Annotated in this window: 21 protein-coding genes and 1 riboswitch; of the genes, 12 read left to right on the forward strand and 9 right to left on the reverse strand. The window is 59.7% G+C overall.

Features of this window, described 5'->3' with window-relative positions; translation table 11 throughout:
• Positions 1-81 precede the first annotated feature (81 nt).
• The gene (locus KP808_RS04825) at positions 82-900 is read left to right on the forward strand and encodes a M48 family metallopeptidase (protein WP_003365550.1); all 819 of its coding nucleotides are present in this window, start codon (positions 82-84) and stop codon (positions 898-900) included.
• A gap of 54 nt (positions 901-954) precedes the next feature.
• Here KP808_RS04825 and KP808_RS04830 read toward each other — a convergent pair whose 3' ends face one another.
• Together KP808_RS04830 and KP808_RS04835 are read right to left on the reverse strand one after the other, a co-directional pair.
• On the reverse strand, positions 955-1,539 hold the full coding sequence (locus tag KP808_RS04830) for a TMEM165/GDT1 family protein (RefSeq protein WP_002552184.1): 585 nt from the start codon (positions 1,537-1,539) through the stop codon (positions 955-957).
• 69 nt (positions 1,540-1,608) lie between these two features.
• Positions 1,609-1,747, reverse strand: a riboswitch (yybP-ykoY riboswitch).
• A gap of 38 nt (positions 1,748-1,785) precedes the next feature.
• Positions 1,786-2,784 (reverse strand): class I SAM-dependent methyltransferase, encoded by a 999-nt coding sequence (locus KP808_RS04835; protein ID WP_230017545.1) that lies wholly within the window; start codon positions 2,782-2,784, stop codon positions 1,786-1,788.
• Positions 2,785-3,102: 318 nt separating this feature from the next.
• On the opposite strand from KP808_RS04835, the gene KP808_RS04840 reads away from it, so the two are divergent.
• From KP808_RS04840 to KP808_RS04860, 5 genes are all read left to right on the forward strand, one after another.
• Positions 3,103-3,735, forward strand: a complete 633-nt coding sequence (locus KP808_RS04840) for a LysE family translocator (RefSeq protein WP_230017546.1) — start codon at positions 3,103-3,105, stop codon at positions 3,733-3,735.
• 168 nt (positions 3,736-3,903) lie between these two features.
• Positions 3,904-5,586 (forward strand): fatty acid--CoA ligase, encoded by a 1,683-nt coding sequence (locus KP808_RS04845; RefSeq protein WP_122281305.1) that lies wholly within the window; start codon positions 3,904-3,906, stop codon positions 5,584-5,586.
• 313 nt (positions 5,587-5,899) lie between these two features.
• On the forward strand, positions 5,900-7,837 hold the full coding sequence (locus KP808_RS04850) for a DUF1302 domain-containing protein (RefSeq protein ID WP_005778004.1): 1,938 nt from the start codon (positions 5,900-5,902) through the stop codon (positions 7,835-7,837).
• Positions 7,838-7,865: 28 nt separating this feature from the next.
• Positions 7,866-9,230 carry a DUF1329 domain-containing protein gene (locus tag KP808_RS04855; protein WP_005746200.1) on the forward strand — a complete coding sequence of 455 codons (1,365 nt, stop codon included), beginning with the start codon at positions 7,866-7,868 and terminating at the stop codon, positions 9,228-9,230.
• Positions 9,231-9,439: 209 nt separating this feature from the next.
• On the forward strand, positions 9,440-12,169 hold the full coding sequence (locus KP808_RS04860) for a LuxR C-terminal-related transcriptional regulator (protein WP_230017547.1): 2,730 nt from the start codon (positions 9,440-9,442) through the stop codon (positions 12,167-12,169).
• 24 nt (positions 12,170-12,193) lie between these two features.
• Here KP808_RS04860 and KP808_RS04865 read toward each other — a convergent pair whose 3' ends face one another.
• From KP808_RS04865 to rutA, 6 genes are all read right to left on the reverse strand, one after another.
• Complete coding sequence (locus tag KP808_RS04865) at positions 12,194-13,381, reverse strand: HD-GYP domain-containing protein (RefSeq protein ID WP_230017548.1); 1,188 nt, start codon at positions 13,379-13,381, stop codon at positions 12,194-12,196.
• Between the two features lie 287 nt (positions 13,382-13,668).
• Positions 13,669-14,205 carry an NADH-dependent FMN reductase RutF gene (gene rutF, locus KP808_RS04870; protein ID WP_230017549.1) on the reverse strand — a complete coding sequence of 179 codons (537 nt, stop codon included), beginning with the start codon at positions 14,203-14,205 and terminating at the stop codon, positions 13,669-13,671.
• Between the two features lie 13 nt (positions 14,206-14,218).
• The gene (gene rutD / locus KP808_RS04875) at positions 14,219-14,998 is read right to left on the reverse strand and encodes a pyrimidine utilization protein D (RefSeq protein ID WP_230017550.1); all 780 of its coding nucleotides are present in this window, start codon (positions 14,996-14,998) and stop codon (positions 14,219-14,221) included.
• Between the two features lie 44 nt (positions 14,999-15,042).
• Entirely contained in the window at positions 15,043-15,426 is a 384-nt protein-coding gene (gene rutC, locus KP808_RS04880; RefSeq protein ID WP_002552194.1) for a pyrimidine utilization protein C, read from the reverse strand.
• A gap of 10 nt (positions 15,427-15,436) precedes the next feature.
• Complete coding sequence (gene rutB, locus KP808_RS04885) at positions 15,437-16,174, reverse strand: pyrimidine utilization protein B (RefSeq protein WP_230017551.1); 738 nt, start codon at positions 16,172-16,174, stop codon at positions 15,437-15,439.
• Entirely contained in the window at positions 16,174-17,256 is a 1,083-nt protein-coding gene (rutA, locus tag KP808_RS04890; RefSeq protein ID WP_058400631.1) for a pyrimidine utilization protein A, read from the reverse strand. Before rutA ends, rutB begins: the two co-directional genes overlap by 1 nt.
• 270 nt (positions 17,257-17,526) lie before the next feature.
• Here rutA and rutR point away from each other — a divergent pair, with 270 nt between their 5' ends.
• The 6 genes from rutR (at position 17,527) to KP808_RS04920 (ending at position 23,910) form a co-directional block, all read left to right on the forward strand.
• On the forward strand, positions 17,527-18,255 hold the full coding sequence (rutR, locus tag KP808_RS04895) for a pyrimidine utilization regulatory protein R (RefSeq protein ID WP_230018813.1): 729 nt from the start codon (positions 17,527-17,529) through the stop codon (positions 18,253-18,255).
• 221 nt (positions 18,256-18,476) lie between these two features.
• Positions 18,477-19,568: a BMP family ABC transporter substrate-binding protein gene (locus tag KP808_RS04900; RefSeq protein WP_230017552.1), complete on the forward strand. Its 1,092-nt coding sequence runs from the start codon at positions 18,477-18,479 to the stop codon at positions 19,566-19,568.
• Positions 19,565-21,073: an ABC transporter ATP-binding protein gene (locus KP808_RS04905; RefSeq protein ID WP_230017553.1), complete on the forward strand. Its 1,509-nt coding sequence runs from the start codon at positions 19,565-19,567 to the stop codon at positions 21,071-21,073. Before KP808_RS04900 ends, KP808_RS04905 begins: the two co-directional genes overlap by 4 nt.
• A complete protein-coding gene (locus KP808_RS04910; protein ID WP_122258143.1) occupies positions 21,066-22,181 on the forward strand; it encodes an ABC transporter permease in 1,116 nt (371 codons plus the stop codon). Before KP808_RS04905 ends, KP808_RS04910 begins: the two co-directional genes overlap by 8 nt.
• Entirely contained in the window at positions 22,181-23,107 is a 927-nt protein-coding gene (locus tag KP808_RS04915; protein WP_057401703.1) for an ABC transporter permease, read from the forward strand. The genes KP808_RS04910 and KP808_RS04915 overlap by 1 nt, the downstream gene beginning before the upstream one ends.
• A 113-nt stretch (positions 23,108-23,220) precedes the next feature.
• Positions 23,221-23,910: an OmpA family protein gene (locus tag KP808_RS04920; RefSeq protein ID WP_005733218.1), complete on the forward strand. Its 690-nt coding sequence runs from the start codon at positions 23,221-23,223 to the stop codon at positions 23,908-23,910.
• A gap of 143 nt (positions 23,911-24,053) precedes the next feature.
• Here KP808_RS04920 and KP808_RS04925 read toward each other — a convergent pair whose 3' ends face one another.
• Positions 24,054-24,959, reverse strand: coding sequence for an acyltransferase (locus tag KP808_RS04925; protein WP_230017554.1), 906 nt, complete (start codon positions 24,957-24,959; stop codon positions 24,054-24,056).
• Positions 24,960-25,020: the final 61 nt, after the last annotated feature.

Raw genomic sequence — 25,020 nt, forward strand, 5'->3', positions numbered from 1 at the left:
AAGACCAAGATGCCAGTTGGCCGGTATCTGGCGCAGAGGTCTGCCCCCGCAATGGCCGTTTCACAAACAAGGAGATACACCATGCGTCCTTCATTTGCCTTCTGTGCCTTGAGCGCTGCGTTGCTGCTCGGCGGGTGTCAGGCAGTCAATACCACGAGTGGCGACTCGGTCGGTGTGGAGCGCAAACAGTACATGTTCAGCATGCTCTCCACGGATGAAGTCAACAAAATGTACGCCCAGTCCTACCAGCAGACCGTTGGCGAGGCGACCAGCAAAGGGGTGCTGGACACCACCAGCGCCAATGCCAAGCGGGTTCATGCAATCGCCAATCGACTGATTGCCCAGGCGCCCAAATTGCGGCCTGATTCGGCGCAGTGGCAGTGGGAAGTCAACCTGATCAAGAGCGACGAACTGAACGCCAATTGTGGTCCTGGCGGCAAGATTTTCGTTTACACCGGTCTGATTGATACCCTCAAGCTGACCGACGATGAAATCGCTGCGGTCATGGGCCACGAGATCGCCCATGCCCTGCGCGAGCACGGGCGTGAAGCGATGTCCAAGGCATACGGCGTTTCAATGGCCAAGCAGGGCGCAGGTGCCTTGCTGGGATTGGGACAGGACAGCCTGGCGTTGGCAGATACCGTGGTCAACTACAGCCTGACACTGCCCAACAGCCGCAGTAACGAGAACGAAGCCGATCTGCTCGGTCTGGAACTGGCCGCACGTGCCGGTTACAACCCGAATGCGGCGATCACCCTGTGGCAGAAGATGACCCAGAACTCCGGTGGTTCGCAGCCTGAGTTCATGAGCACTCACCCGGCCTCGGAAAGTCGCATCGCTTCGTTGCAGGCTGCGATTCCGAAAGTCATGCCGCTGTATCAGGCTGCCCCCAAATCCTGAGTGAATGAGTCGCCCGTAGCGTTGCGAGTGTCTTTGCAACGCTACGGGCCAGCATTACACCCAGCCGCTGACTTGCATTGCCTTGTAAACCGCCACCAGCGCCAGCACGAAGAACGCGCAGGCAGCCAGTCGGCGGATCAGGGTCAGCGGCAGTTTCTCGGCGGCGAAATTGCCCGCCAGTACCACCGGCACGTTGGCCAGCAGCATGCCCACCGTGGTGCCCAGAATGACCAGCCACAGATAGGAATACTGCGCCGCCAGCATCACCGTGGCGATCTGCGTCTTGTCACCGATTTCAGCGATGAAGAACGTAATCAGCGTGGTCATGAACGGGCCGAACTTGCGCGCCGTGCTGGCTTCGTCATCGTCCATCTTGTCCGGCACCAGTGTCCACAGTGCCGTGGCGGTAAAGCTGGCGGCAAGGATCCAGTGCAGCACTGCGTCTGACAGGAAGCTGCTGAACCATGCACCTACAGCGCCTGCTGCCGCATGATTGGCCAGGGTTGCGGCGACAATGCCCGCAATGATCGGCCAGGGTTTGCGAAAGCGTGCGGCGAGAATGAGTGCGAGCAATTGCGTCTTGTCACCGATTTCGGCGAGCGCAACCACAGCGGTGGGGATTAAGAATGATTCCAGCATCAGGTTTCCTAAGGGGCGGGTCGACACGGCTATGACACGTACGACCTCCCCGCCCCGGGTAAGGTGTTCGTGTCATAGGTCTTGTCAAACCACCGATCCGTCTGAGCGGATTCCGGGTCGCACGTACCATGGTCTGAGGACCAAGTATGTTGATACGTGCCGGACGAGCATGGCGCTCGTGGGAGACTACTCCCCTAGGACGGAGCGGATTCTGCCTCCGCAAAAACGTTTCGGCAAGTGCTTATTTCAGGAGCGTTTAGCGCTGTAGATTTTAAAACCGCTGCCCTGAGCCCTGACTTCGCACTGCCCGACGTGCTCTTCGATCAGCGGCTGATAACGCAGAAAGTTATTCGCGACAAGGCGCAGTTCGCCGCCTGATTTAAGATGTTGGCGTGCTTTTCTCAGCAGGTTTTCTGTTGCCATGTAGTCGGTATGAACCCCCACATGGAACGGCGGGTTGCTGAGAATCGTGTTCAAACCCATTGGCGCTGCGTCAATTCCGTCACCGGTCAACACCTGGGCTTGCAGGCCATTGGCGGCCAGGGTCAGGCGCGAACTTGCGGTTGCGAACGCATCCACGTCCAGCATGATGACGTCGTTGTGCGGGTAGCGACGCTTGACCGCTGCACCGAGTACGCCGGCACCACAGCCGAAGTCGAGCAGGTTGCCGCTCGGCAGCTTGTCGATGTTTTCCAGCAACAGGGCTGAACCACGGTCGAGGCGGCCATGGCTGAACACGCCGGGCAGGCTAACAACCGTGAGCGGGCCGTCCTGCAGGTCGATCTGGTAGGGCTTGGCGAGGCTTTCCAGCGTAACGGCTTGTGGTGCGTTCTCGACAGTGACCTGCCAGAGCTGGCAGTGGCGGGCACTGTCGAGCTTGCGCGCGCGGCCGAAGGGGCTCAGTTGTTTTGCAGCGGCTTCGATTCCGCCACGCTTTTCGCCGACCAGAAACAACTCGCGCCCGGCCAGGCGGGAAGCCAGGGCATTGAGCAGGTAGTCGGTCAGATCGCGGGCTTTGGGCAGGAACAGCACGGCGGCTTCGAAGGCGGCCTCTGGCGCTTCAACGCCGAAATCCACACGGCCTTCAAACCGCGCATCCAGCGCGGCCTGGTCACCTGCATGCCAGCACCATCCACGCGAGTCCGGCAGTTTTCCGAGCAGGTCATCGGCGGGCAGCCCGACCAGCAACAGCGACCCCTGAAACAGCTCGGCCTGACGGAGTAACACTTCACTGCGCGGGTCCATGGAATGGCTCCTGAAAAAGCGCGCAGTCTAACAGGATATGGGTCAGGAGGACGCGGAGCGTCCAGAACGGCATGCGACGCGGAGCGCCGCACGATAGTTGAGATGATCGTTCCGCACGCTCCAGCGTGGGGATGCAGTTCACGACGCTCTGCGTCGTCAAGAGGACGCGGAGCGTCCGGAACGGCATGCGACGCGGAGCGCCGCACGATAATTGCGATGATCGCACGATAGTTGAGGTGATCGTTGTCAGTAACTGTTGCGCAGACATCAGACAGCGTAATCTGCCGGGTCTGACGTCAATCCTCCAGGAGGTCCCACATGTATTGGGCAGAATTTCTTACCGTTGCGCTGATCCACCTGCTGGCCGTTGCCAGCCCCGGTCCGGACTTCGCGGTGGTGGTGCGCGAAAGCGTCACGCATGGGCGTAAGGCCGGTACCTGGTCAGCGCTTGGCGTCGGCTCGGCCATCTTTCTTCATGTGGGCTATTCGCTGCTGGGTATCGGGATTATCGTTTCCCAGTCCATCGTGCTGTTCAACGCGCTGAAATGGGCGGCAGCCGCGTACCTGCTGTACATCGGTATCAAGGCCCTGCGTGCCAGACCGGCTGCGGCGACGGGCGATGCCGCCATCAAGGCAGTCCCGGGCGAGCGCACAGCAAAGAGTGCCTACATCAGCGGTTTCGTCACCAACGGCCTTAACCCCAAGGCCACGCTGTTTTTCCTCTCGCTGTTCACCGTAGTGATCAATCCGCACACGCCGCTGCTGGTGCAGGGCGGTTATGGGGTCTACCTCGCAGTGGCGACGGCTGCGTGGTTCTGCCTGGTGGCGCGGCTGTTCAGCCAGGCGCGGGTACGCGCGGGTTTTGCGCGGATGGGCCACTGGTTCGATCGGGCCATGGGCGGAGTGCTGGTCGCGCTGGGTATCAAACTGGCGTTCACCGAAGTGCACTGAAACCTGCATTCAACAACGCTTTTGCAAAGCGTATAACGAGTGCGAGCGCCTCTTGCAGACAGCGAGAGGCGCTTCGAAAAATCATCCCTTTTACTGATTTCACTGGCAGGCGAGGGCTCTAGAGTCCATATTTCCAGCTCCGCCTGTGGACTTTGAAAAGGGACTCATATGTTACAGACTCGCGTTCTTGCGCCCGCCGATGGCGCTTACCAGTACCCTCTGTTGATCAAGCGCCTGTTGTCGTCCGGCAGTCGTTATGAAAAGACGCGTGAAATTATTTACCGCGACTCCGTTCGCTATACCTACCCGACCCTCAACGAGCGCATCTGCCGCCTGGCCAACGTCTTGACGGCGGCAGGCGTGAAAGCTGGCGACACCGTGGCAGTCATGGACTGGGACAGCCATCGCTATCTGGAATGCATGTTCGCCATCCCGATGATTGGCGCAGTGATCCACACCGTCAACGTGCGGCTATCGCCCGAGCAGATCGCCTATACCATCAACCATGCCGATGACCGGCTGGTATTGATAAACAGCGAATTCACGGGCCTGTATCAGGCTATGTCCGGACATTTGACCACCGTTGAAAAGACCCTGCTGCTGACGGACCTGCCCGACAAGACCGCCGACTTGCCAAACCTCGTCGGCGAATACGAGACCCTGCTGGCGGCAGCCAGCCCCGAGTACGCTTTCGAGGACTTCGACGAGAACTCGGTCGCGACCACGTTTTACACCACAGGCACTACGGGCAACCCCAAAGGCGTCTATTTCACCCATCGCCAGTTGGTACTGCACACCATGGGCGTGGCGGCCATCCTGGGGTGCGTCGAAAGTCCGCGGCAGTTGGGCAACGATGACGTCTACATGCCTATCACACCGATGTTCCACGTGCATGCCTGGGGCATTCCCTATGTAGCGACCATGCTGGGCCTGAAACAGGTGTACCCCGGCCGCTACGAGCCCGAATTGCTGGTAGAGCTTTGGCGCAAGGAGAAAGTCACGTTCTCGCATTGCGTGCCGACCATCCTGCAAATGTTGCTCAACGCCAAGTCTGCGCAGGATGCGGACTTTGGCGGCTGGAAAATCATCATTGGCGGCAGCTCGCTGAACCGCAGCCTGTACCAGGCCGCCAAGGCCAGGGGCATCCAGCTCACCGCCGCGTATGGCATGTCTGAAACCGGACCGCTGATTTCCGTTGCGCACATCAACGACGAGCTGAAGGCCGGCAGCGAAGACGAGCAGATTACCTACCGCATCAAGGCCGGTGTGCCTGGCATGCTGGTAGAAGCAGCCATCGTCGATCAGCAAGGCAACTTCCTTCCGGCCGATGGAGAAACCCAGGGTGAGCTGGTTCTGCGTGCGCCCTGGCTGACCGAAAGCTATTTCCGCGAGCCCGAGAAAGGTGCTGAGTTGTGGGCGGGCGGCTGGATGCACACTGGCGATGTGGCAACGCTGGACGGTATGGGCTTCATCGATATTCGCGACCGTATCAAGGATGTGATCAAGACCGGTGGCGAATGGATTTCTTCGCTGGAGCTTGAAGACCTGTGCAGCCGGCATCCGGCTGTGCGCGAAGTGGCTGTGGTCGGTATCGCCGACCCGCAATGGGGTGAGCGGCCTTTTGCCTTGCTGGTGATTCGCGACGGCCATCAGCTTGATGCCAAGGGCTTGAAGGAGCATCTCAAACCGTTCGTCGAGCAAGGTCACATCAACAAGTGGGCAATTCCCAGCCAGATCGCGCTTGTTACTGAAATTCCCAAGACCAGCGTCGGCAAGCTCGACAAGAAGCGCATGCGTCTGGATATTGTGGAATGGCAGAACAGCAACAGCACGTTCCTTTCCACGCTGTGACACCTTCTTATCTTGCCGCGCCCATCGGGCGCGGCAAGTGTCTGCGTCGCAGGTCCTGTTCTGCGACTTGCCAAATTTCCAATTTAATCCATCCTCCCCGCCACAGGTTTTTTAGCGGCCTTCCGGAAACGGGCGGGCCAGAGGCGTTGGTCCTGCAAATCACACTTTAGAGGGATCTAGCGTCAGGGCGTGCTGGCTATAGTCAGCACAGGGAATGAGCAAGAGCGGAGCTGGCTGTGTGTAGTGATTCGAAGACAGAGTCGTTTTTGGATTTCCCCACTGCCATAACAATAAAACACAAGGAGTAGCGTCGATGACAAGCACACCCCCATTCTGGCGTCGGGCCAGGCTGCCTCTGGCCGTCAGCCTTGCTTCCTCGCTCGCCGGCCCCGCCTTTGGCGTGACCTTCAACGTCGGTGAAATCGAAGGCAGTTTCGACTCATCGCTGTCGGTAGGCGCCAGCTGGTCGACTGCAAACCCCAATAAAAACCTGATCGGCGCCAACAATGGCGGGCGTGGTCTGTCGCAGACCTCCGATGACGGCCACTTGAACTTCAAGCGTGGGGAAACGTTTTCGAAGATTTTCAAGGGCATCCATGACCTGGAACTCAAGTACGGCGATACCGGCGTGTTCCTGCGTGGCAAATACTGGTACGACTTTGAGCTCAAGGATGAAAACCGCGAGTTCAAGGACATCAGCGACTCAGGCCGCAAAGAGGGCGCCAAGTCGTCCGGGTTCCAGTTGCTGGATGCGTTTGTCTACCACAATTATTCGATCGCTGATCAGCCGGGTGCCGTGCGCTTCGGCAAGCAGGTCATCAGTTGGGGTGAAAGTACCTTCATTCAGGGCGGTATCAACAGCGTCAACCCGGTCGATGTCTCGGCCTTTCGGCGTCCAGGCTCTGAAATCAAGGAAGGCCTGATTCCGGTCAACATGTTCTACCTGTCGCAAAGCCTGACTGACAACCTTTCTGCCGAGGGCTTCTACCAGCTGGAGTGGGACCAGACTGTCGTCGACAACTGCGGCACCTTCTTCTCGCAGCCGGACGTGATCGCCGATGGCTGCAACAACAACCTCGCGGTATTGCGCAGCCGCAGCGGCCTGAACAGTTCGCTGACGGCTGCCGGTTTGCCAGCAGGCGCACGCGGCGCGGTGTTCAACTCGTTGTCGCAGCAGGGCGTAGTGTTCGGTAACCCGGATGAGGGCGCTGTGGTGCGCCGTGGGCCTGACCGCGATGCGCGTGACAGTGGCCAGTTCGGCTTTGCCTTGCGTTACAACTTCGAGCCTCTGGATACCGAGTTCGGTGCCTACATGATGAATTACCACAGCCGTGCGCCGATCTTCAGCGGACGCGGCGGCTCGGCTGCTTCGTTCAGCCCTCAAGGCCTGGTGGGCTCGCTGGTCCGTAACGGTATACCGGCAGCAACGGCGACGCGACTCGCACCCACGCTACTGCCGGTTGTCGTGGCAGGCAACTCCAGTTACTACGTCGAATACCCGGAAGACATCCGTCTGTACGGTCTGAGCTTCTCGACCACCTTGCCTACCGGCACCGCGTGGAGCGGCGAGATCAGCTACCGCCCGAATGCACCGATTCAGGTCAACACCACCGACATCCTGTATTCGGGTATTTCGCCGCTCAACCCCAACGTTTCGCTGCTGAGCGGGCAGCCCAATACCGATCAGCCCGGTTATCGCCGCAAGGAAATCACTCAGTTGCAAACCACGTTCACCCAGTTCTTCGACCAGGTCATGGGCGCAGAGCGTCTGACGGTGGTCGGTGAAGTGGGCTGGACCCACGTGGGTGGCCTGGAAAGCACTTCCAAAATTCGCTACGGCCGTGACCCTGTGTATGGTCCTGGCCCGCTGCCTGGCGGCCAATGCGCGACGCTCAACGCAGGCACTCTGACCGGTGCCGAGCAGAATAACCTGACCCGTTATTGCGAAGACGACGGCTTTACCACGGCCAACTCCTGGGGCTACCGCGCCCGTGCCATCTGGGATTACAACAGTGTGTTTGCCGGGGTCAACCTCAAGCCGAGCGTGGCCTGGTCGCACGACGTCAAAGGCTATTCGCCGGGCCCTGGCGGCAACTTCGAAGAGGGACGCAAGGCCGTCAGCCTGGGGCTCGATGCCGAGTACCAGAACACCTACACCGCGAACCTTTCCTATACCAACTTCTTTGATGGCAAATACACCACGGTTGATGACCGGGATTTCGTGGCGCTCAGCTTTGGCATGAACTTCTAAGAGCATGGTTTTCAGGATGACGATGAATATGAAAATAACAAAAAGTCTGTTGCAAGCCGGGGTTCTGGGCATGTCGTTGCTGGCGACCAGTGTGATGGCGGCGGTCTCCGCCTCCGAAGCGGCAAAGCTGGGTACCTCGCTGACGCCGATGGGCGCTGAAAAGGCTGGCAATGCGGCCAACACCATCCCTGCCTGGAGCCCGCTGCCGAAAAATGCCGGAGCGGTGGACAGCAAAGGGTTCCTCGCCAACCCGTATGCCAGCGAAAAGCCGTTGTTTACCATCACCGCGGCCAATGTAGAGCAGTACAAGGACAAACTCGCGCCGGGCCAGTACGCGATGTTCAAACGTTATCCGGACAGCTACCGGATTCCGGTCTACCCGACCCATCGCGGTGCCACCGTGCCGGATGAAGTGTTTGCCGCCATCAAAAAGAACGCGACGACCACCAAACTGGTCGGTGGCGGCAGCGGTCTGGAAAACTTCGATACGGCCATCCCGTTTCCGATCCCGGCCAGTGGCGTCGAGGTTATCTGGAACCACATCACCCGTTACCGGGGCGGCAGCGTCAAGCGTCTGGTTACCCAGGCCACGCCACAGCCCAATGGCTCGTACAGCCTGGTGTATTTCTCCGATCAATTCGTGTTTCGCGACAAGATGAGGGATTTCGATCCGAAAAACCCGGGCAACATCCTGTTCTACTTCAAACAGGAGGTGACCGCCCCAGCACGTCTGGCGGGCGGTGTGCTGCTGGTGCATGAAACCCTGGATCAGGTCGCCGAACCGCGCTCGGCATGGCTGTATAACGCCGGTCAGCGCCGTGTAAGGCGTGCGCCGCAGGTTTCGTATGACGGGCCGGGCACCGCGTCGGATGGTCTGCGTACTTCCGACAACCTGGACATGTACAACGGCGCGCCTGATCGCTATGACTGGAAACTGATCGGCAAGCAGGAAATGTACATCGCCTCCAACAGCCACAAGCTGGACGATCCGACGCTCAAGTACGCTGACATCATCAAGGCTGGCCATATCAACCAGGACCTGACCCGCTATGAGCTGCGTCGCGTCTGGCACGTGACCGCGACCCTCAAGGAAGGTCAGCGTCATATCTACGCCAAACGTGACTTCTTCATCGACGAAGACACCTGGCAGGCCGCCGTTATCGACCACTATGACGGCCGTGGCCAGCTGTGGCGCGTTGCCGAGGCACACTCGGAAAACTACTACGACAAACAAGTGCCTTGGTACGCGATTGAAACCCTGTACGACCTGCAATCCGGTCGCTACGTGGCACTGGGCATGAAAAACGAAGAGAAGAGGGCGTACGAGTTCGGCTTCACTGCCGGCACCAGCGACTTCACCCCCAACGCGCTGCGTCAGGAAGGGGTTCGTTGATACCTGACCGATACACGCTGTAAATCAATGTCATGGCCATGTGCTTGAAAAGCCCCTTTAATGGGGCTTTTTCACGTAGAGGACATGGTCTTATAAGCTGTAGGAATTTTGTTACAGTCTTTTCCGTGATGACCTTTCAAAAGAGGCGATTTACCCGCTAGTCTCCGAACACCGCTATGCCGCGACAACGATTTTCACACGAGCCGGCCATGACTGATCTGTCCCGAATGCAAGGGTTCGCAGACAGCGCGATTCCTGCGTTGGAGGGGCGATTTTTTCGCCCGCCACTCCCTGAGGGTTACGTCCCTCGTTCCCGCCTGTGCCAACGCCTTGATGAGGGGCTGAGCGGCAGGTTGCTGCTGGTATGCGCCCCGGCCGGGTTTGGCAAGAGTTCGCTGGCCGTTGAATTCTGTCAGGGCTTGCCGGACAAATGGCAGAGCGTATGGCTGGGCCTGAGCGCACGTGACAGCGATCCGGGCCGTTTCCTCGAACGCTTGCTGGGCAGCCTTCAGCAGTTTTTCCCGCAACTGGGCATCGAGGCAATGGGCCTGCTGAAAATGCGCCAGCGTCATCAGCCTTTCGCGTTCGAGGAATGGCTCGACGGCCTGCTCGACGAACTGGCCATGCACCTGATGCTGAGCAAGCCGCTGCTGTTGGTACTGGATGATTATCATCTGGCCCAAGGCCCGGTGCTTGACCGCTGCCTGCAGTTTTTTCTCAATCATCTGCCAGTTGGGCTGGTGGTCATGGTGACCAGCCGACAGCGCCCGGACTGGCACCTGGCACGCCTGCGTCTGACGCGCCAGTTGCTGGAAATCAACGAGCAGGATCTGCGCCTGACGCACGCGGAATCGATGGCAGTACTGGACCGGCATAGCAGCTCGCTCGACAGTGAGGTGCTGAAAAACCTGATTCAGCGCAGTGAAGGCTGGGTGGCCGGGTTGCGATTCTGGTTGCTGGCGGCCTCCGAAGCGGGTGACGAAAGCGCCTTGTCGCAGGCGCTGCGCGGCAGTGAGGTGCTGATTCGCGAGTACCTGCTTGAAGAGGTGATCGACTGTCTGCCAGCCGATGTTCAGGCGTTTCTTTATGACACTGCGTGTCTGGAGCGCTTTTGCGCCGAGCTGTGCGACGCCGCGCGGGACAGCCATGACAGTGCCGAGATGCTCCGTTATCTACAGGCGCATCAGGTCTTTCTGGTGCCGCTGGACGAGCAGGGCCACTGGTTTCGCTATCACCATCTGTTTTCCGATCTGTTGCGCGCCCGCCAGGCTGGCGGTGCGCAACCGACTCGCCTGCACCTCAACGCCTGCCGCTGGTTCAGCGCTCAGGGCCAGCTGGATGAAGCGGTGGAACAGGCATTGCGCGCCGGGCATCTGGATGTAGCAGCCAATCTGGTGCAGAACCTCTCTGAAGAGCAATTGCTGGCCGAGCAGAATGTCGGCATGTTGCTGCGCTGGAAGATGGACTTGCCGGATGATCTGTTGACCAGCACGCCACGCCTGATTGTGCTCTACGCCTGGGCGCTGGGGCTGGCCTGCCAACTGGACGCCGCCGAGGAACTGGCCAATCAATTGAGCCGGTTCCTGCCAGCGCCGTCGGCGACCGCGCAAAAATCCATGCTTGCCCAGTGGCTGGCGCTCAGCGGCATCATCGCGCGTGGCCGTGGAGACAGTGAAAAGACCGAACGCTATTGCACTGAAGCCCTGCTGACCTTGCCGGAAAAACGCTATGGCCAACGGCTTGTCTGCCTGTCGACGCTGGCCAACCTTGCGGTTGCCAATGGTGATCTGTGGCGCGCCCGCCTGTTGAATCGTGATGCGCTGGAGCTGGCACAGCGGGTTGCCAATCCACTGTTCGAAGCGCTGGCGCATTACGACCGCGCCAGGGTTTTGCAGGCTCGGGGCGAAATTCTGCGTGCGCTTGATGAAGTACGCCGGGGGCAGCAGCGCCTCAAAGGGTTGTCCACCGTGCGCTTATACGCAGTTCGCGCGCGCCTGACACTGTATGAAGGCTATTTGCTGACCCTGCGCCTGCAAGTGGACCAAGGGCGGGTTTTATTGCTGGCCGGGCTGGCCGAAGCGCGCGCCTGTCGCGACATCAGTGTGCTGATCGGCCACTGCGTGATTGCCACCATGGAGGGCTGCGCCGGTAGGTTTGCCGAAGCCTTCGCCGAACTCGCCGAGGCCGAACGTCTGATGCACATCTGGGATGTGCCACCGATCTACTACCTGGCGATGGTGACTCTGGTGAAATGCGAATTGTGGCTGCTGCAAGGGCGCATGGACCTTGCCGAAGCGTGGCTGCTGCGCCTGACTCAGACCTACAACGGCGGTCTCGGCGCTGCGGCCCCCGAATGCCATCCACAACTGCCGCAACACATCGAGTTGCAGCGTGCCGTACTCGAACGGTTGCTGGGTGACGGCGTTGCCTGCGAGCAGCGCTTGCAGGCGCTTGAGCTGCGCGCTGAGGAGGTGGGGGCGCAACTGCTCGGGCTTATAGCGATGACCCAGCAAATTGGTCTGCTGCTGAGCCAGACGCGGTACGACGAAGCGCGAGAGCTGTTACTGCGCAGCCTGCAGTCAGCGGCCGGAGGGGCTCTTATTCCCTTTAAAACGCTGCTGGGCGAGCATTCCCAGTGGCTGAATGAACAACTGCTGCAACTGCCGTCCTGCAAGGTTCGCGAGGCCTTGCTGGAAGCGCTCCCGGCCTCTTGCACGCCGACACCCGAGCCTGCGCATGGCAACGACTGCCTGAGTGTGCGTGAGCTGGGCGTACTGCATTTGATTGCACAGGGCTGTTCCAACCAGGAGATCAGCGAGCAACTGTTCATTTCCCTGCACACCGTCAAGACTCACGCCAGCCACATCAACAGCAAGCTGGGCGTCGAGCGGCGTACCCAGGCGGTGGCGAGGGCGAAGGTACTGGGCTTGCTGGGTTAGCCGGCAGGGCGACTGATCAACTGATCAGGCCGGGCTGCCCGCCCACAGCGTATCAACCTCTTCCAGCCCCCAGTCGGTCGGCGTTTCGATTTTGACGATCGCGTCCGGGTCGGCAAAACTGCCCAGATCGATGATCTGCGCAGCGAACGTCTTGCCGGTCCGCGCCGACATGAAGACCTTCACCCTCGGTTTCAGCAGCGACGCTTCACTTTGCTCGACCACAACGCCGAGGCGCCCGCTTTCCAGACGCACCAGCGTACCGGTCGGGTAAATGCCTACGGTCTTGACGAAGCTTTGAAACACCACATCATCAAAATGGCCTTTCCATGAAGCCATCTCGCGAATCGAATGGGCAACGCCCCAGCCCTTTTTGTAGGGACGGTCGGAGGTGATGGCGTCATACACATCGCAGACTGCGCCCATGCGCGCAAAGATGCTGATCTGGTCGCCTTTCAGGCCGTGAGGATAGCCCGAGCCGTCGACCTTCTCATGGTGGTGCAAGCACACATCCATCACCGTCGCCGCCACGGGTTGATTTTCCTTGAGGATCTTCAGACCCAGTTCGGGGTGAGCCTTCATGATCTCGAATTCGTCATGGGTGAGGCGGCCCGGTTTATTGAGTACGTGCGGAGCAATCATCATTTTGCCGACATCGTGCATCAGCCCGGCCACACCCGCTTCGCGCACCTGGTCATCAGGCAGGCCCATGCGTCTGGCGAGCGCAACCATCAGCGCGCAGACCGCCACCGAATGCATGTAGGTGTACTCATCGGACGTTTTCAGGCGTGACAGGCTGATCAGCGCGTGCGGGTGGCGCAGGATCGAACTGGAGATTTCTTCCACCAGCAACTGCACGTTATCCACATCCATCGCCTGGCCCATGCGGGCTTCGGTAAACATGGCCATGACGGCGTTTCTGGCTCTACCGCAAATGGCCCGGGCGCGCAGGACTTCCTTGTCCAGACTGGCTGGCGCGGTGTCATCTATGGCTGATGCGAAGGCTGCTGCGGTTTGAGGTGTCAGTACTCGGCTTTTGCCGGTTTCGATCCAGACTTCCCGGGTGCCCGATTGCTGGATGCGCTTGAGCACCTCGACGTCATCAAGCATGACTTCGACCAGGCCTATCCAGAACGGATCGTTGGTCCAGCGGCGACAGATTTTATGGATGTGCATGCCAAGGGCAAGGTCAGCGACGGGGATTTTTTTCAGCATGCTCAGTCACCCGGGTGCGTTGGCATGGCAGGCAACGGGCAAGCGAAGAAAGCAGACGGCCGACTACCGGCTGAGGCCAGCAGAGTGCAACAGCTACCGATCGACATGATTTCACCTCGTTGACTGCAAGGATCATCCTGATCTCAAGGTGCCAGTATACGGCGCTGCTTGCGAAAAAATCTTGTCTATTTGTTGTGTGTCAGCAACCCGTCAGGCAGCCCGCAGTGCCCTGTGCAAAACAGGCGCAGTGTAGATTTTCTGACGCGTTCAAGTGCTGAAAAGCATCTTCAGGCAGCGGGTGCCGCACCTGGCAAGTGATGATACTGACGGGCAAAGTACACCAAGGCGTCTGACTCACCCTGATGCCTGATATCCAGCACTTGGCAAAAAAGAATGTCGTGCGTGCCGACGCTGACGGATTGGGTCACTTTGCAGTCGAGGGCCAGTTTGGCGCTGTTCAGTATCGGCGCACCCGTCACTCCGCTTTCCCACTGGCCACCGTCAAAACGCTCCTGCTGTGAACGCTTGCCGCCGAACAGGTTGGACAAGTCCTGCTGACCGTTGCCCAGTGTGTTGACGCACAACAGGCCGTTCTCGATGAAGGTTTCGTATACCGATGCGCTGCGATTGATACAAACCAGTAGCATCGGAGGCTGATCGGTCACGCTGCAGACCGCTGTCGCAGTAAAACCGGCGCGGCCGCCGGGGCCATCGGTGGTAATGACGTTGACGGCTGCAGCAAGGCTGGACATCGCATCGCGAAACGCCAGCTGGCTGACCGGGGCAGCAGGGAGGGTGGCAAGGGTTTCAGAGTCGGCATGCATGGGATGAGTCCTTTCAGGTCTGTGCGTTGAGAAAGTCGAGCAGGGTGCGTTGGAAGGGCAATGGGTCGGTAATGTTCGAGGCGTGGCCGCCATATTCCAGCAACACCAGCCTGGCGTTGGGCAGTGCCTCGGCCAGATGCTGCGATTGTTGCCAGGGCACCAGCATGTCGTCGCGGTTGGCAATCAGCAGGGTGGGTGTCTGGATACGAGCCAGGCTAGCCTCGACGTTGAAGGTTTGCAGTGCATGAATACGCCGCAGCAGGTTGTCGGTGTCGGGAAAGTGCGCCAGCGCATGGGCCTCGTCATCGGCCAGCCGGGCACCGTTGGCGGCGATCCAGTCTGCCGGGTACAGAAACAGTGCCTGCGCTTGCACGTAGGCGTCCGGCCCGCTGTTCAACAGCAGTTTTTTGCGCACTGAAAAGCAGCGCGCGCTGTGTGGGTTGGGGCTGCTCCACGCATTGATCAGCACCTGACTTTGCAACAATTCGGGGCGCAACAGCGCAATCTCCAGGCCCACCAGCCCGCCCAGCGCATGACCAATGAAATGGCAACGCTGGATATCGAGCGAGTCGAGCAGGGTCAGCAATTCCATGGCCATATGGCGGATCGAATAGTCTGCCGGCAAAGCCGCAGGGCTGCGTCCAGTCCCGGCGTGATCGTAGACCAGTACGTCATGGTCGCGGGTCAGCGCTGCCAGGTCATCCGCCCAGTAACGGCTGGACCCGCCCAACCCGGAACTGAGCACCAACAGGGGCGCATCGGCATGCTGACATCGATGAATTTCATGAAACATGCACGTTCTCCGGGTGGGCTTCAGGTCGGTTTTTAAGTCGGTGCTCAGCCAATGTGGGCGATGCTGGCGATCTCGATCAGCGCCTCGGGTTTCACCAGGCCGCACTGGATGCAGTAACGCGCCGGTTTCTCGCCCGCGAAGTATTCGGCGTACACCTCGTTGACCTTGGCGTAATCGGCCCAGTCGCGAATCATGATCATGTTGAAGGTGACATCGTCCATTGTCCCGCCAGCGGTTTCGACCACGCTTTTGATGGTTTCCAGCACATGACGGGTCTGGGCGGTCGCATCGCCGACGTGCACCACGTTGTTGTCCTTGTCGAACGGTAACGTGCCCGAAACGTAGAGCACGCCATCGGCCATGGAGCCCGGCACAAACGGAGCAATGGGCTTGGTGGTGCCAGCAGGAATAATCGCTTTCTTGGTCATGCGTATGTCCTCACGAGGGTTGCCCGACAGGGCTGAAGGTGGTGCAGAAGTCATCGACGCTGGAAACCCAGCCGAAGAAGGTTTCGATGTTGAACAGCGCGGCTTGTTGAGCGAAGTCGGGGCCTGCCTGATGGGTTGCATCGGCCAGCACTACGCCGAAGTACTCCAGGTGGAAACCGTCACGCAGGGTGGATTCAACGCACACATTGGTGGCGATGCCGGTGAATACCAGGTTACGAATGCCGCGGCTGCGCAACACGCTGTCGAAACTGGAATTGAAGAAGCCGCTGTAACGGATTTTCGGCACCACAATGTCGCCAGGCTGTGGCTTGAGTTCATCGACCAGTTGATAGTCCCATCCGCCTTTGGCCAGCAGTTGCCCTTCGAGCTCCGGGCGCTTGCGCATGGTTTTCAGGGCATTGGACTTATGCCAGTTCGGCGAGCCGGGCCCTCCGGCCTCGACATAGGCCGGGTCCCAGCCGTTCTGGAAAAAGATCACCGGGATGTCTGCCGCACGTGCGGCAGCACAGGCCTTGTTGATATTGGCGATGACCGGCCCGGTGCTGCTGACATCGAACCCGGCAAGGTCCAGATAACCCCCCAGCGATGCGTAGGCGTTCTGCATGTCGACCACCACCAGCGCGGTTTCGCCGGGCTTCATGCGCAGCGGCTCGGGACGGGCGGGCAGCACGCGGGCGGGTTGTCCGTCCGGCAGGTCAACGCCTGCGACAGTTGCCGTAGCATTCATCAGACCACCTCCTTGAGCTGCGCGATGTGCTTGCGACTGGTCATCAACGGCTGGATTTTCTCGCCGAAATCCTCGACGCCTTTCACGAAGTCATCGAAGGTCAGCATCACGCCCTGAGTCCCCGGCACACTGGCGACTTCATCAAGCATTCGCGCCACGGTGGCCCAAGAGCCGACCAGCGTGCCCATGTTGATGTTGACCGCCGAGGTCGGGTCGGCCATCTGCCGCAGATTCGAACCAGCGCTTTTATCCGCCGAGCCCTTCTCGCTCAACCAGGCGATGGCCTCTTCGTCGGCACCCGCCTTGATGTGCTCCCAGCGAGCCCTTGCTGCTTCATCGGTATCGTCGGCGATGATCATGAACAGCACACAGGAGGTAACGTTGCGGCCGGTCTTTTCGTTGGCTTCGATCAGTTTCTGTGCGGTGGGCGCAAAGGCTGTAGGGGTGTTCACGCCTTTGCCGAAGCAGAAGTTGTAGTCGGCGTACTGCGCCGAGAAAGCCATGCCTGCTTCGCTTTGACCGGCGCAGATCAGCTTCATGTCGGCCTTTGGACGAGGGCTGACGCGGCAGTCCTGCATGCTGAAATGCTCGCCCTTGAAATCACTGCTGCCGGTGGCCCACAGGTCGCGCAGAACCTGAGCGTACTCGGCCAGGTATTCATAGCGGGTGTGGAAGAACTCATCGCCCGGCCACAGGCCCATCTGCTCGTATTCCGGCTTCTGCCAGCCGGTGACCAGGTTGATCCCGAAGCGGCCGTTGGAGATCGAATCGATGGTCGAGGCCATGCGTGCAGCGATGGCAGGTGGAATGGTCAGGGTGGCGACGGTGGCGAACAGCTGGATCTTGCTGGTCACTGCGGCCAGCCCAGCCATCAGCGTGAAGGACTCCAGGTTGTGCTCCCAGAACTCTGTCTTGCCGCCGAAGCCGCGCAGTTTGATCATCGATAACGCAAAGTCGAAACCGTAGCCCTCGGCCGTCTGCACGATCTGTTTGTTCAGCTCGAAAGTCGGCATGTACTGCGGTGCGTTGCTGGAAATCAGCCAGCCGTTGTTGCCGATGGGGATGAAGATACCGATGTCCATATAAGGCCTCTCTGCGTTGGTCGATGCGTGCCAGAGCACTTGATTCATCTCTTAATTCGCCATTGCATTAAGCGGGCCATAATTTTTTATTGTTTTTATTCAATTGCTTACAAATAAAACTCATTTTTTGCAGACCATTTGGTCTGAATCAGAGCACTTGGTTTGTGCAGGGCGCACGCAGATGGGGCAGAGTCGACCGGCTTGGTAACCCATATCGACAAAACAGCTGCGCCCGTTAAGATGCCCGCTCATTTCGGCATCACTGGATGGATGTGCGTGAACAAGAAACCTCCTGTGACGGAGCCCGCGAGCAAGCGCGGACGCAAGGTCAAGCCCGAAACCGTGGTCAAGACCACTCGCGAGCCCAGTGCTACTTCCCTGAAGCGGCGCATGCGCCTGATGGAAGGCAAGCGCACGCTGATTCTCGATGCGGCGCTGGAGATATTTTCCCGCTATGGCGTGCACGGCAGCAGCCTGGATCAGGTCGCGGGCCTGGCGGATGTTTCCAAGACCAACCTGCTGTATTACTTCAGCAGCAAGGATGATCTGTACCTCAACGTACTGCGTCAGTTGCTTGAGGTCTGGCTGAGCCCGCTGGTGCATTTCACTGCCGACAAGGAGCCGGTGCAGGCTATCGGTGCCTACATCAAGGCCAAGCTGGAAATGTCTCGCGATCACCCGGCCGAATCACGGCTGTTCTGCATGGAAGTGATGCAGGGCGCGCCGCTGATTCAGGGCGAGTTGCAGCACCCGTTGCGCGACACGGTGCAGGCCAAGGTGGCAGTCATTCAGCACTGGATCGACAGCGGCCAGTTGGCCCCGATCAACCCGCACCATCTGATTTTTACCCTGTGGGCGACCACTCAGCATTACGCCGACTTCCGCACTCAGGTCGAGGCGGTTACCGGCAAGACGCTGGACGACCCAGTGTTTTTCGAAGAAGTGCTGGCGAGCCTGCGCAGCATGATCCTGGACGGAATCCTGCCGCGGACTGCCTGAAAAATTGCGCGTGCCCCGACACGCGCACCCCGGACGCGCAGCGAATGCAAGTCATGCACAAACCAAGTGCTCTGATTCAGACCGTTTGATCTGTTCTGTTCGATGCAATCGAGTCAGACCGTTGTTCCATAGCGTTTTTCCGGTAGTGGCATGGATGCTGCTATGGCCTGAGAGTCGGCCGCGTGCTGCCCTCATTGGCCATTACCCTCAGGAAAACGTCTATGTACAAGAAACTGTTGCCCGGGACATTGTGTGCGGCTGTAGCGTTCGGGGCCGCCGGCTTCGCTCAGGCCGAGGGCTTGACCCTGAAGGGACCCGCGAAAATCGCCATGGTCTACATCAGCCCGCGCAATGACGGCGGCTGGACTCAGGCATTCGATGAGGCGCGCGTGAAGCTTGAGAAGGATCTGGACACAAAAATCCAGTTCGTGGAAAGCGTGCCCGAGAACGCCGCTGCCATTACCCCCGTGGTCGACCGACTCATCGCACGCGGTGCCAACATCATCGTCGGCACTGCATTCGGCTATTCCGACACCTTCCTTGCGCTGGCCAAAAAATACCCTGATGTCGCGTTTCTTAACGGTTCGGGCACCACCAACGCGGCCAACCTCGAATCGTTTTATGGCCGTACCTACGAGAGCCAGTACCTGTGCGGCATGGCCGCTGGTGCTGCGTCGAAAACCGGCAAGCTAGGCTTCGTCGCCGCCAACCCGTTCGGCCAGGTCAACTGGACCATCAACGCCTATGAGCTGGGCGCCCGGCAGATCAATCCGAAAGCCACCGTCACCGTGGTCTATACCGGGGCCTGGAACGACCCTGTCAAGGAGCGCGCGGCAACCATGGCGTTGATCGACAACGGCGTCGATGTGGTCGGCCAGCACGTCGACAGCCCGACACCGCAGATCGTCGCTCAGGAGCGCGGCATTCATGGCACCGGCCATCATCGGGACCTGAGCGAGTTTGCCCCCAAGGCGACCGTCTGTTCTTCGTTGTGGGTCTGGGACCGCTTCCTGGGGCCAGAGCTCAAGAAGGTCATCGCGGGCAACTGGACCCCGCCCGCCAACGGTGCACTGCTGTCGATGCAGCAGGGCGGCACCGATATCACGCTGAGCAAAGACCCGATCATTTCGGAAGACAATCGCAAGAAGATCATGGCCGAGCGTGACGAGTTGCTGGCAGGCAGGAAAATCATCTGCAGCGGGCCGCTGGCGGACCGTGACGGCAAAGAGCGTGTTGCGGCCAATCAGCAATTGTCTGACCCGGATCTGTGGAAAATGGACTGGTTTGTCGAAGGCGTGAAGACTCAGCAATGAGTCAGGTCAACGCGCTGCAACTCACAGGTATCAGTAAATCGTTCGATGGCTTCAAGGCGCTGATCGATGCCGACTTCACCGCCTGTTGGGGCGAAGTGCATGCGTTGCTGGGCGAGAACGGTGCAGGCAAGTCATCGCTGATGAACATTGCAGCCGGGCTGTACGCACCGGAAACCGGCACGCTGCTGCTGGACGACAACCCGGTTCAGCTTCAGGGGCCCAGGGACGCCAGTCGTTACCGGATTGGCATGGTTCACCAGCACTTCAAGCTGGTGAAGCCCTTTACAGTGGCGCAAAACATTCTGTTGGCACTGCCCGAGCAACCGGGCGAAGGCAGCTATCGCAAGCGTCTGCGTGCGCTGGAGCAAGAGATTGTCAGCAAGGCGGACGAACTGGGGTTTGCGATTGACCCGGCCCGGACCGTCGACAGCCTGTCGGTTGCCGAGCAGCAGCGCGTCGAGATTCTCAAGGTGCTGCTGGCCGGTGCGCGCATTCTGATCCTTGATGAGCCGACCGCGGTCCTGACCGATCAGGAGGCCGAACGTTTGCTGCTGACCGTTCAGGCCTTTGCGCGGCAGGGCGCTGCGGTGATTCTGGTGACGCACAAGATGGCCGACGTCAAACGCTATGCCGACCGGGTGACCGTGATGCGCGGCGGGCGCACCGTGCAGACTGTTGATCCGCAGAAGGTGAGTGTCGAGCAACTGGTGCAACTGACCGTGGGCGAATCGGTGCCGGTCGCAGAGCATCATTGCGCAACGCCAGGTGAGGTGCGTTTACAGGTACGCGATTTGCGCAGCGTCGGCGGCGCACTCAACGGCGTGAACATGACCCTGCACGCCGGGCAGATCTACGGTATTGCAGGCGTTGGCGGCAATGGTCAGGCCGAACTGGCCAACGCATTGATGGGGCTGCCGCAGGCCACTGAGGGTGAAATCCACATGACCTCTTTTGGCGACCTGCGCAGTGCGTCGGCTGATCAGCGTCGGCAACTGCGCATCGCTTCCATCCCGGCGGACCGCTACGGCGCGGCGCTGGCCGGATCGCTGTCGGTGGCCGAAAACTTCGGCATCGGCAACATCCATAGCGGGCAATACGGTTCTTTCTGGCGTCTGGGCTACAAGCGCCTGAAACAGGACGCGCAACGCGCGGTGGCGGACTTCGATGTGCAGGGCGTGCGCTCTCTCGATCAGAAAGCTGCACTGCTGTCGGGCGGCAACGCACAGAAACTGGTGATCGCCCGTGAATTCAGCCGCGACCCGCAATTGGTGCTGGTGCATAGCCCGAGCCGGGGCCTGGACGTGCGTGCCACACAGGCGGTGCATGCCCGCCTGCGCGCAGCACGCGACACAGGCGCTGCGGTGCTGGTGATCAGCGAAGACCTGGACGAAGTATTGAGCCTGGCTGACCGTATTGGCGTAATGAACGGCGGGCGTATTGTCGCCGAGTTCGATTACCCCGCTGACCGTCAGGCCATCGGCAAAGCGATGGTGAGCCATGAGTGACACAACTGCATTGCAACAGACTGCTCCGGCACGCCAACCGTTGCTGTCTCGCCGCTACACGCTGGAACTTCGTCAGCAGACTGGCTGGCCCTTGCAGGCGCTGATCATAGCCGTGGCGTTGCTGGTCGGCCTGGCGATCTGTACCACGATCCTGATTCTTGCCGGGGTGCCTGCTGACGAGTTACTCAACGAATTCGTCGTTCAGACGGTGTTCGATGCCCAGAACTTCAAGGCTGTGCTGTTTCAGGCATCGCCGATGATTATGGTCGGCCTGGCCGGGTGCATGGCGTTTCGCGCGCGCTTCTGGAACCTGGGGCTGGAAGGCCAGATGATCTGGGGAGCGATTGGCGCCACGGCGATTTCGCTGTTCCAGGTGGGGCCGGAAGTTCTGCGCCTGCCGCTGATGATGGCGGCGGCTGTGATCTGCGGGTTGCTGTGGAGCCTGGGGCCGGTGCTGTTGAAGCTCAAGTGGCAGGTCAACGAGATCATCTCGACCCTGATGCTCAATTACATCGCCGCCAACTTCCTTCTGCATCTGGTTTATGGCAGTTGGAAGGACCCGCGAGACAACTTTCCCTACTCGCCTGCGTTTCAAAGCTTTGAGCGTTTGCCTGATCTGTTTGCGGGGTATAACGCGGCGATCCCCTTGGCGCTATTGGTCACCGGCCTGACCCTGTGGTTTGTCGGCGTCTCGCGGGCCGGGCTGTACCTGCGCTTCGTCGATGCCAACCCGAAGGTCGCCGGGGCTGTGGGTGTGCCGGTGCGCAAGATGATCATTGGCACTGTGCTGCTTTCAGGTGCACTGGCGGGGCTCGCTGGTTTCGTTGTGACGTCCGGGCAGGAAGGGCGCCTTACCCAGTCGTTCTATCAGGGCTACGGGTTTTCCGGGATTCTCATCGCCTTTCTGGCCCGCAATAACCCGGTGGCCGCCACCGTGGTCGCGCTGCTGATCGCCATGCTGTTCGTGGCCGGGCGCAACCTGCAGGTGTTCTATCAGATTCCGTTTTCGATGGTGCAACTGATCCAGGCAATCCTGGTGATCTGCGTCGCGTCGTCGGACTTTTTCATCCGCCATCGCCTGCGGCGCATTCAGGCAGGAGAACGTTGATGGAGCTTATTTCCCACTGGCTGGGCAGCGCACCGGATTTTGCCGTGCCGTTCGCCCTGGCCGCGCTGGGCCTGATCCTCATCGAGCGCAGTGGCGTATTGGCGCTGGGTGTCGAGGGGCTGATGCTGGTCGGCGCATTGGCGGGCATCGGCATGCAATTGAGCCTGGGCTCGCCTGGCCTTTCGTTGCTGGCGTCGATGGTGGCGGCAGGTCTGGTGTCGTTGCTGTTTGCGCTGATGGTACTGGTGCTGCGGATCAATCAGGTGATTGCCGGGCTGGCGCTGGTGTTCTTCTGTCAGGGCTTGACCGGGCTGCTGGGCACGCTGCTTGGCTGGACCAATCGTCCGGTCAGCGGCTTGCAAGCGGTGGAACTGTGGCCGTTGTCCGAGCTACCGGTGGTGGGCCGTGTGTTTGTCCAGAACCCGCTGGTGTATTTGACCGTGGTGATTTTCATTGCGGTGGTCTGGCTGCTTGACCGCACCCGAACCGGGCTGCGTTTGCGGGCAGTTGGCGAGAACCCGCAGGCTGCCGATGCCGCGGGCATTTCCGTGTTGGGTTACCGTCTGGCGGCGATTGTCGCCGGTTCTGCATTGATGGGCCTGGCGGGCGGCTTCATTGCCGTACTCAGTACCAAGATGTGGATCGCGGACATGACAGGCGGACGTGGCTGGATTGCGGTTTCGCTGGTTATCTTCGCGCGCTGGTCACCCTGGCGTGCGCTGGCCGGTGCCTTGCTGTTCGGTGGTATCGAAGCGCTGATTCCGCAATTGGCGGCCACGGGGGTGCGCCTGCCTCAGTATTTCGTACTGATGACGCCCTATGCGGTCACGTTGTTGGTGATGGTCTGGGTGGCAAGCGGCAAGCGTCAATCCAGCAGTCAGCCGGGTGCGTTGGGCGAGCCTTATATTCGTGAGGAACGACGCTGAGCAAAACACTTCAAGCGCCGTAATACGGGCGGTTCAGCACGGGTTAAGGAATTTTTGACAGCCGGCATGCTCTAATCCGGTTACCAGCGTTCGTCAAAACCAGGAGCTCCTGAATGTTTACCTCGCGTCGTTTGATCATTGTTGCCACCGCCGTAGCCATGCTGTCGGGCTGTGCAACATCCAATCCCTATGACAATCAAGGCCAGGCGCAAAGCTCCGGTGGCATGAGCAAAACAGCCAAGTACGGCGGACTCGGCGCATTGGCCGGTGCAGTAGCTGGTGCCGCCATCGACCACAATCATCGTGGCAAGGGCGCATTGATTGGCGCTGCTGTTGCGGGCGCTGCATCGGCGGGGTATGGCTATTACGCAGACAAGCAGGAAGCAGCATTGCGCGCGAGCATGGCCAATACTGGCGTCGAGGTGCAGCGTCAGGGTGACCAGATCAAACTGATCATGCCGGGTAACATCACCTTCGCAACGGACTCTTCGGCTATCGCCAGCAGCTTCTATTCGCCGCTGAACAACCTGGCGAATTCGCTTAAGCAGTTCAACCAGAACAACATTGAAATCGTCGGCTATACCGACAGCACCGGCAGCCGTCAGCACAACATGGACCTGTCGCAACAGCGCGCACAAAGCGTTGCGACGTACCTGACTTCGCAGGGCGTTGATCAATCGCACCTCTCCGTGCGAGGCGCGGGCCCCGACCAACCGATTGCCAGCAACGCCGACGTCAACGGCCGCGCCCAGAACCGCCGCGTAGAGGTCAACCTCAAGCCGATTCCGGGTCAGCAGTACTGATCAACACCACCGTCGCTTCGCGGACTGGTTGAATGCGGGGCAAAGTGGGAGCGAGCTTGCTCGCGAAGGCGATGGCTCAAACGCGAGGTTTGCGGCGGCCTTGATGGCCTCTTCGCGAGCAAGCTCGCTCCCACAAGTCACTATCAATGCTGCGCTGGATACTGCTCATGCAGCCGGTCCAGCAGCCGGTCTTTTTCTTCCCATAGCGCATTGATCCACTGCTGGAATTCCAGGCGGTACTCGCCGTCCTGGTCGTAATTTTTGCCGAGAAACTGCTGCGGAATCTTGATCTCTTCGAAGTGGGCAACCACTTCCTTGACATTGCCGCACAGCAGGTCCCAATAGCCAGGTTGCCCGCCCGGATAGTGGATGGTCACGTTGATGATCGACTCCAGCTGTTCGCCCATCGCGTCGAGCACGAAAGCGATGCCCCCAGCCTTGGGTTTTAGCAAGTGGCGGAACGGCGAGTTCTGCTGCGCGTGTTTGCCAGCGGTGAAGCGCGTGCCTTCTGCGAAGTTGAAAATCCCCACCGGGTTGTGACGAAACTTCGCGCAGGTGCGGCGGGTGGTTTCCAGGTCCTTGCCTTTCTTTTCCGGGTGTTTCGCAAGGTAAGCCTTGGAGTAACGCTTCATGAACGGAAAACCCAACGCCCACCACGCCAGACCGATGATCGGGACCCAGATCAACTCCTGCTTGAGGAAGAATTTCAACGGGCGAATGCGCCGGTTGAGCACGTATTGCAAGACCATGATGTCGACCCAGCTCTGGTGATTGCTGGTGACCAGATACGAGTGTTTGTAATCCAGCCCTTCCAGCCCGCTCAGGTGCCAGCGGGTGTGGCAGAGCAGCTTGATCCAGGCATTGTTGTTGCCGATCCAGGTTTCATGGATGTGGCTCATCAGCCAGTCGGTAAAGCGTTGTGCCGCAGAGAAGGGCAGGCAGATCTTTAAGATCGTGACCGCGAACAGCACCGTGCAACAGACGATGGTGTTCAGCGCCAATAACAGCGAGGCAATGACGCCGCGTAACGGGGCAGGCAGGAAATCCATGAAGGTGATGGCTCCGCAAGTTATCGGAAGCCGCAGATGGGGCTGCGGCATCGTGAGTAGG

Source organism: Pseudomonas savastanoi, assembly GCF_020917325.1.
Taxonomy (GTDB): Bacteria; Pseudomonadota; Gammaproteobacteria; order Pseudomonadales; family Pseudomonadaceae; genus Aquipseudomonas; species Aquipseudomonas amygdali.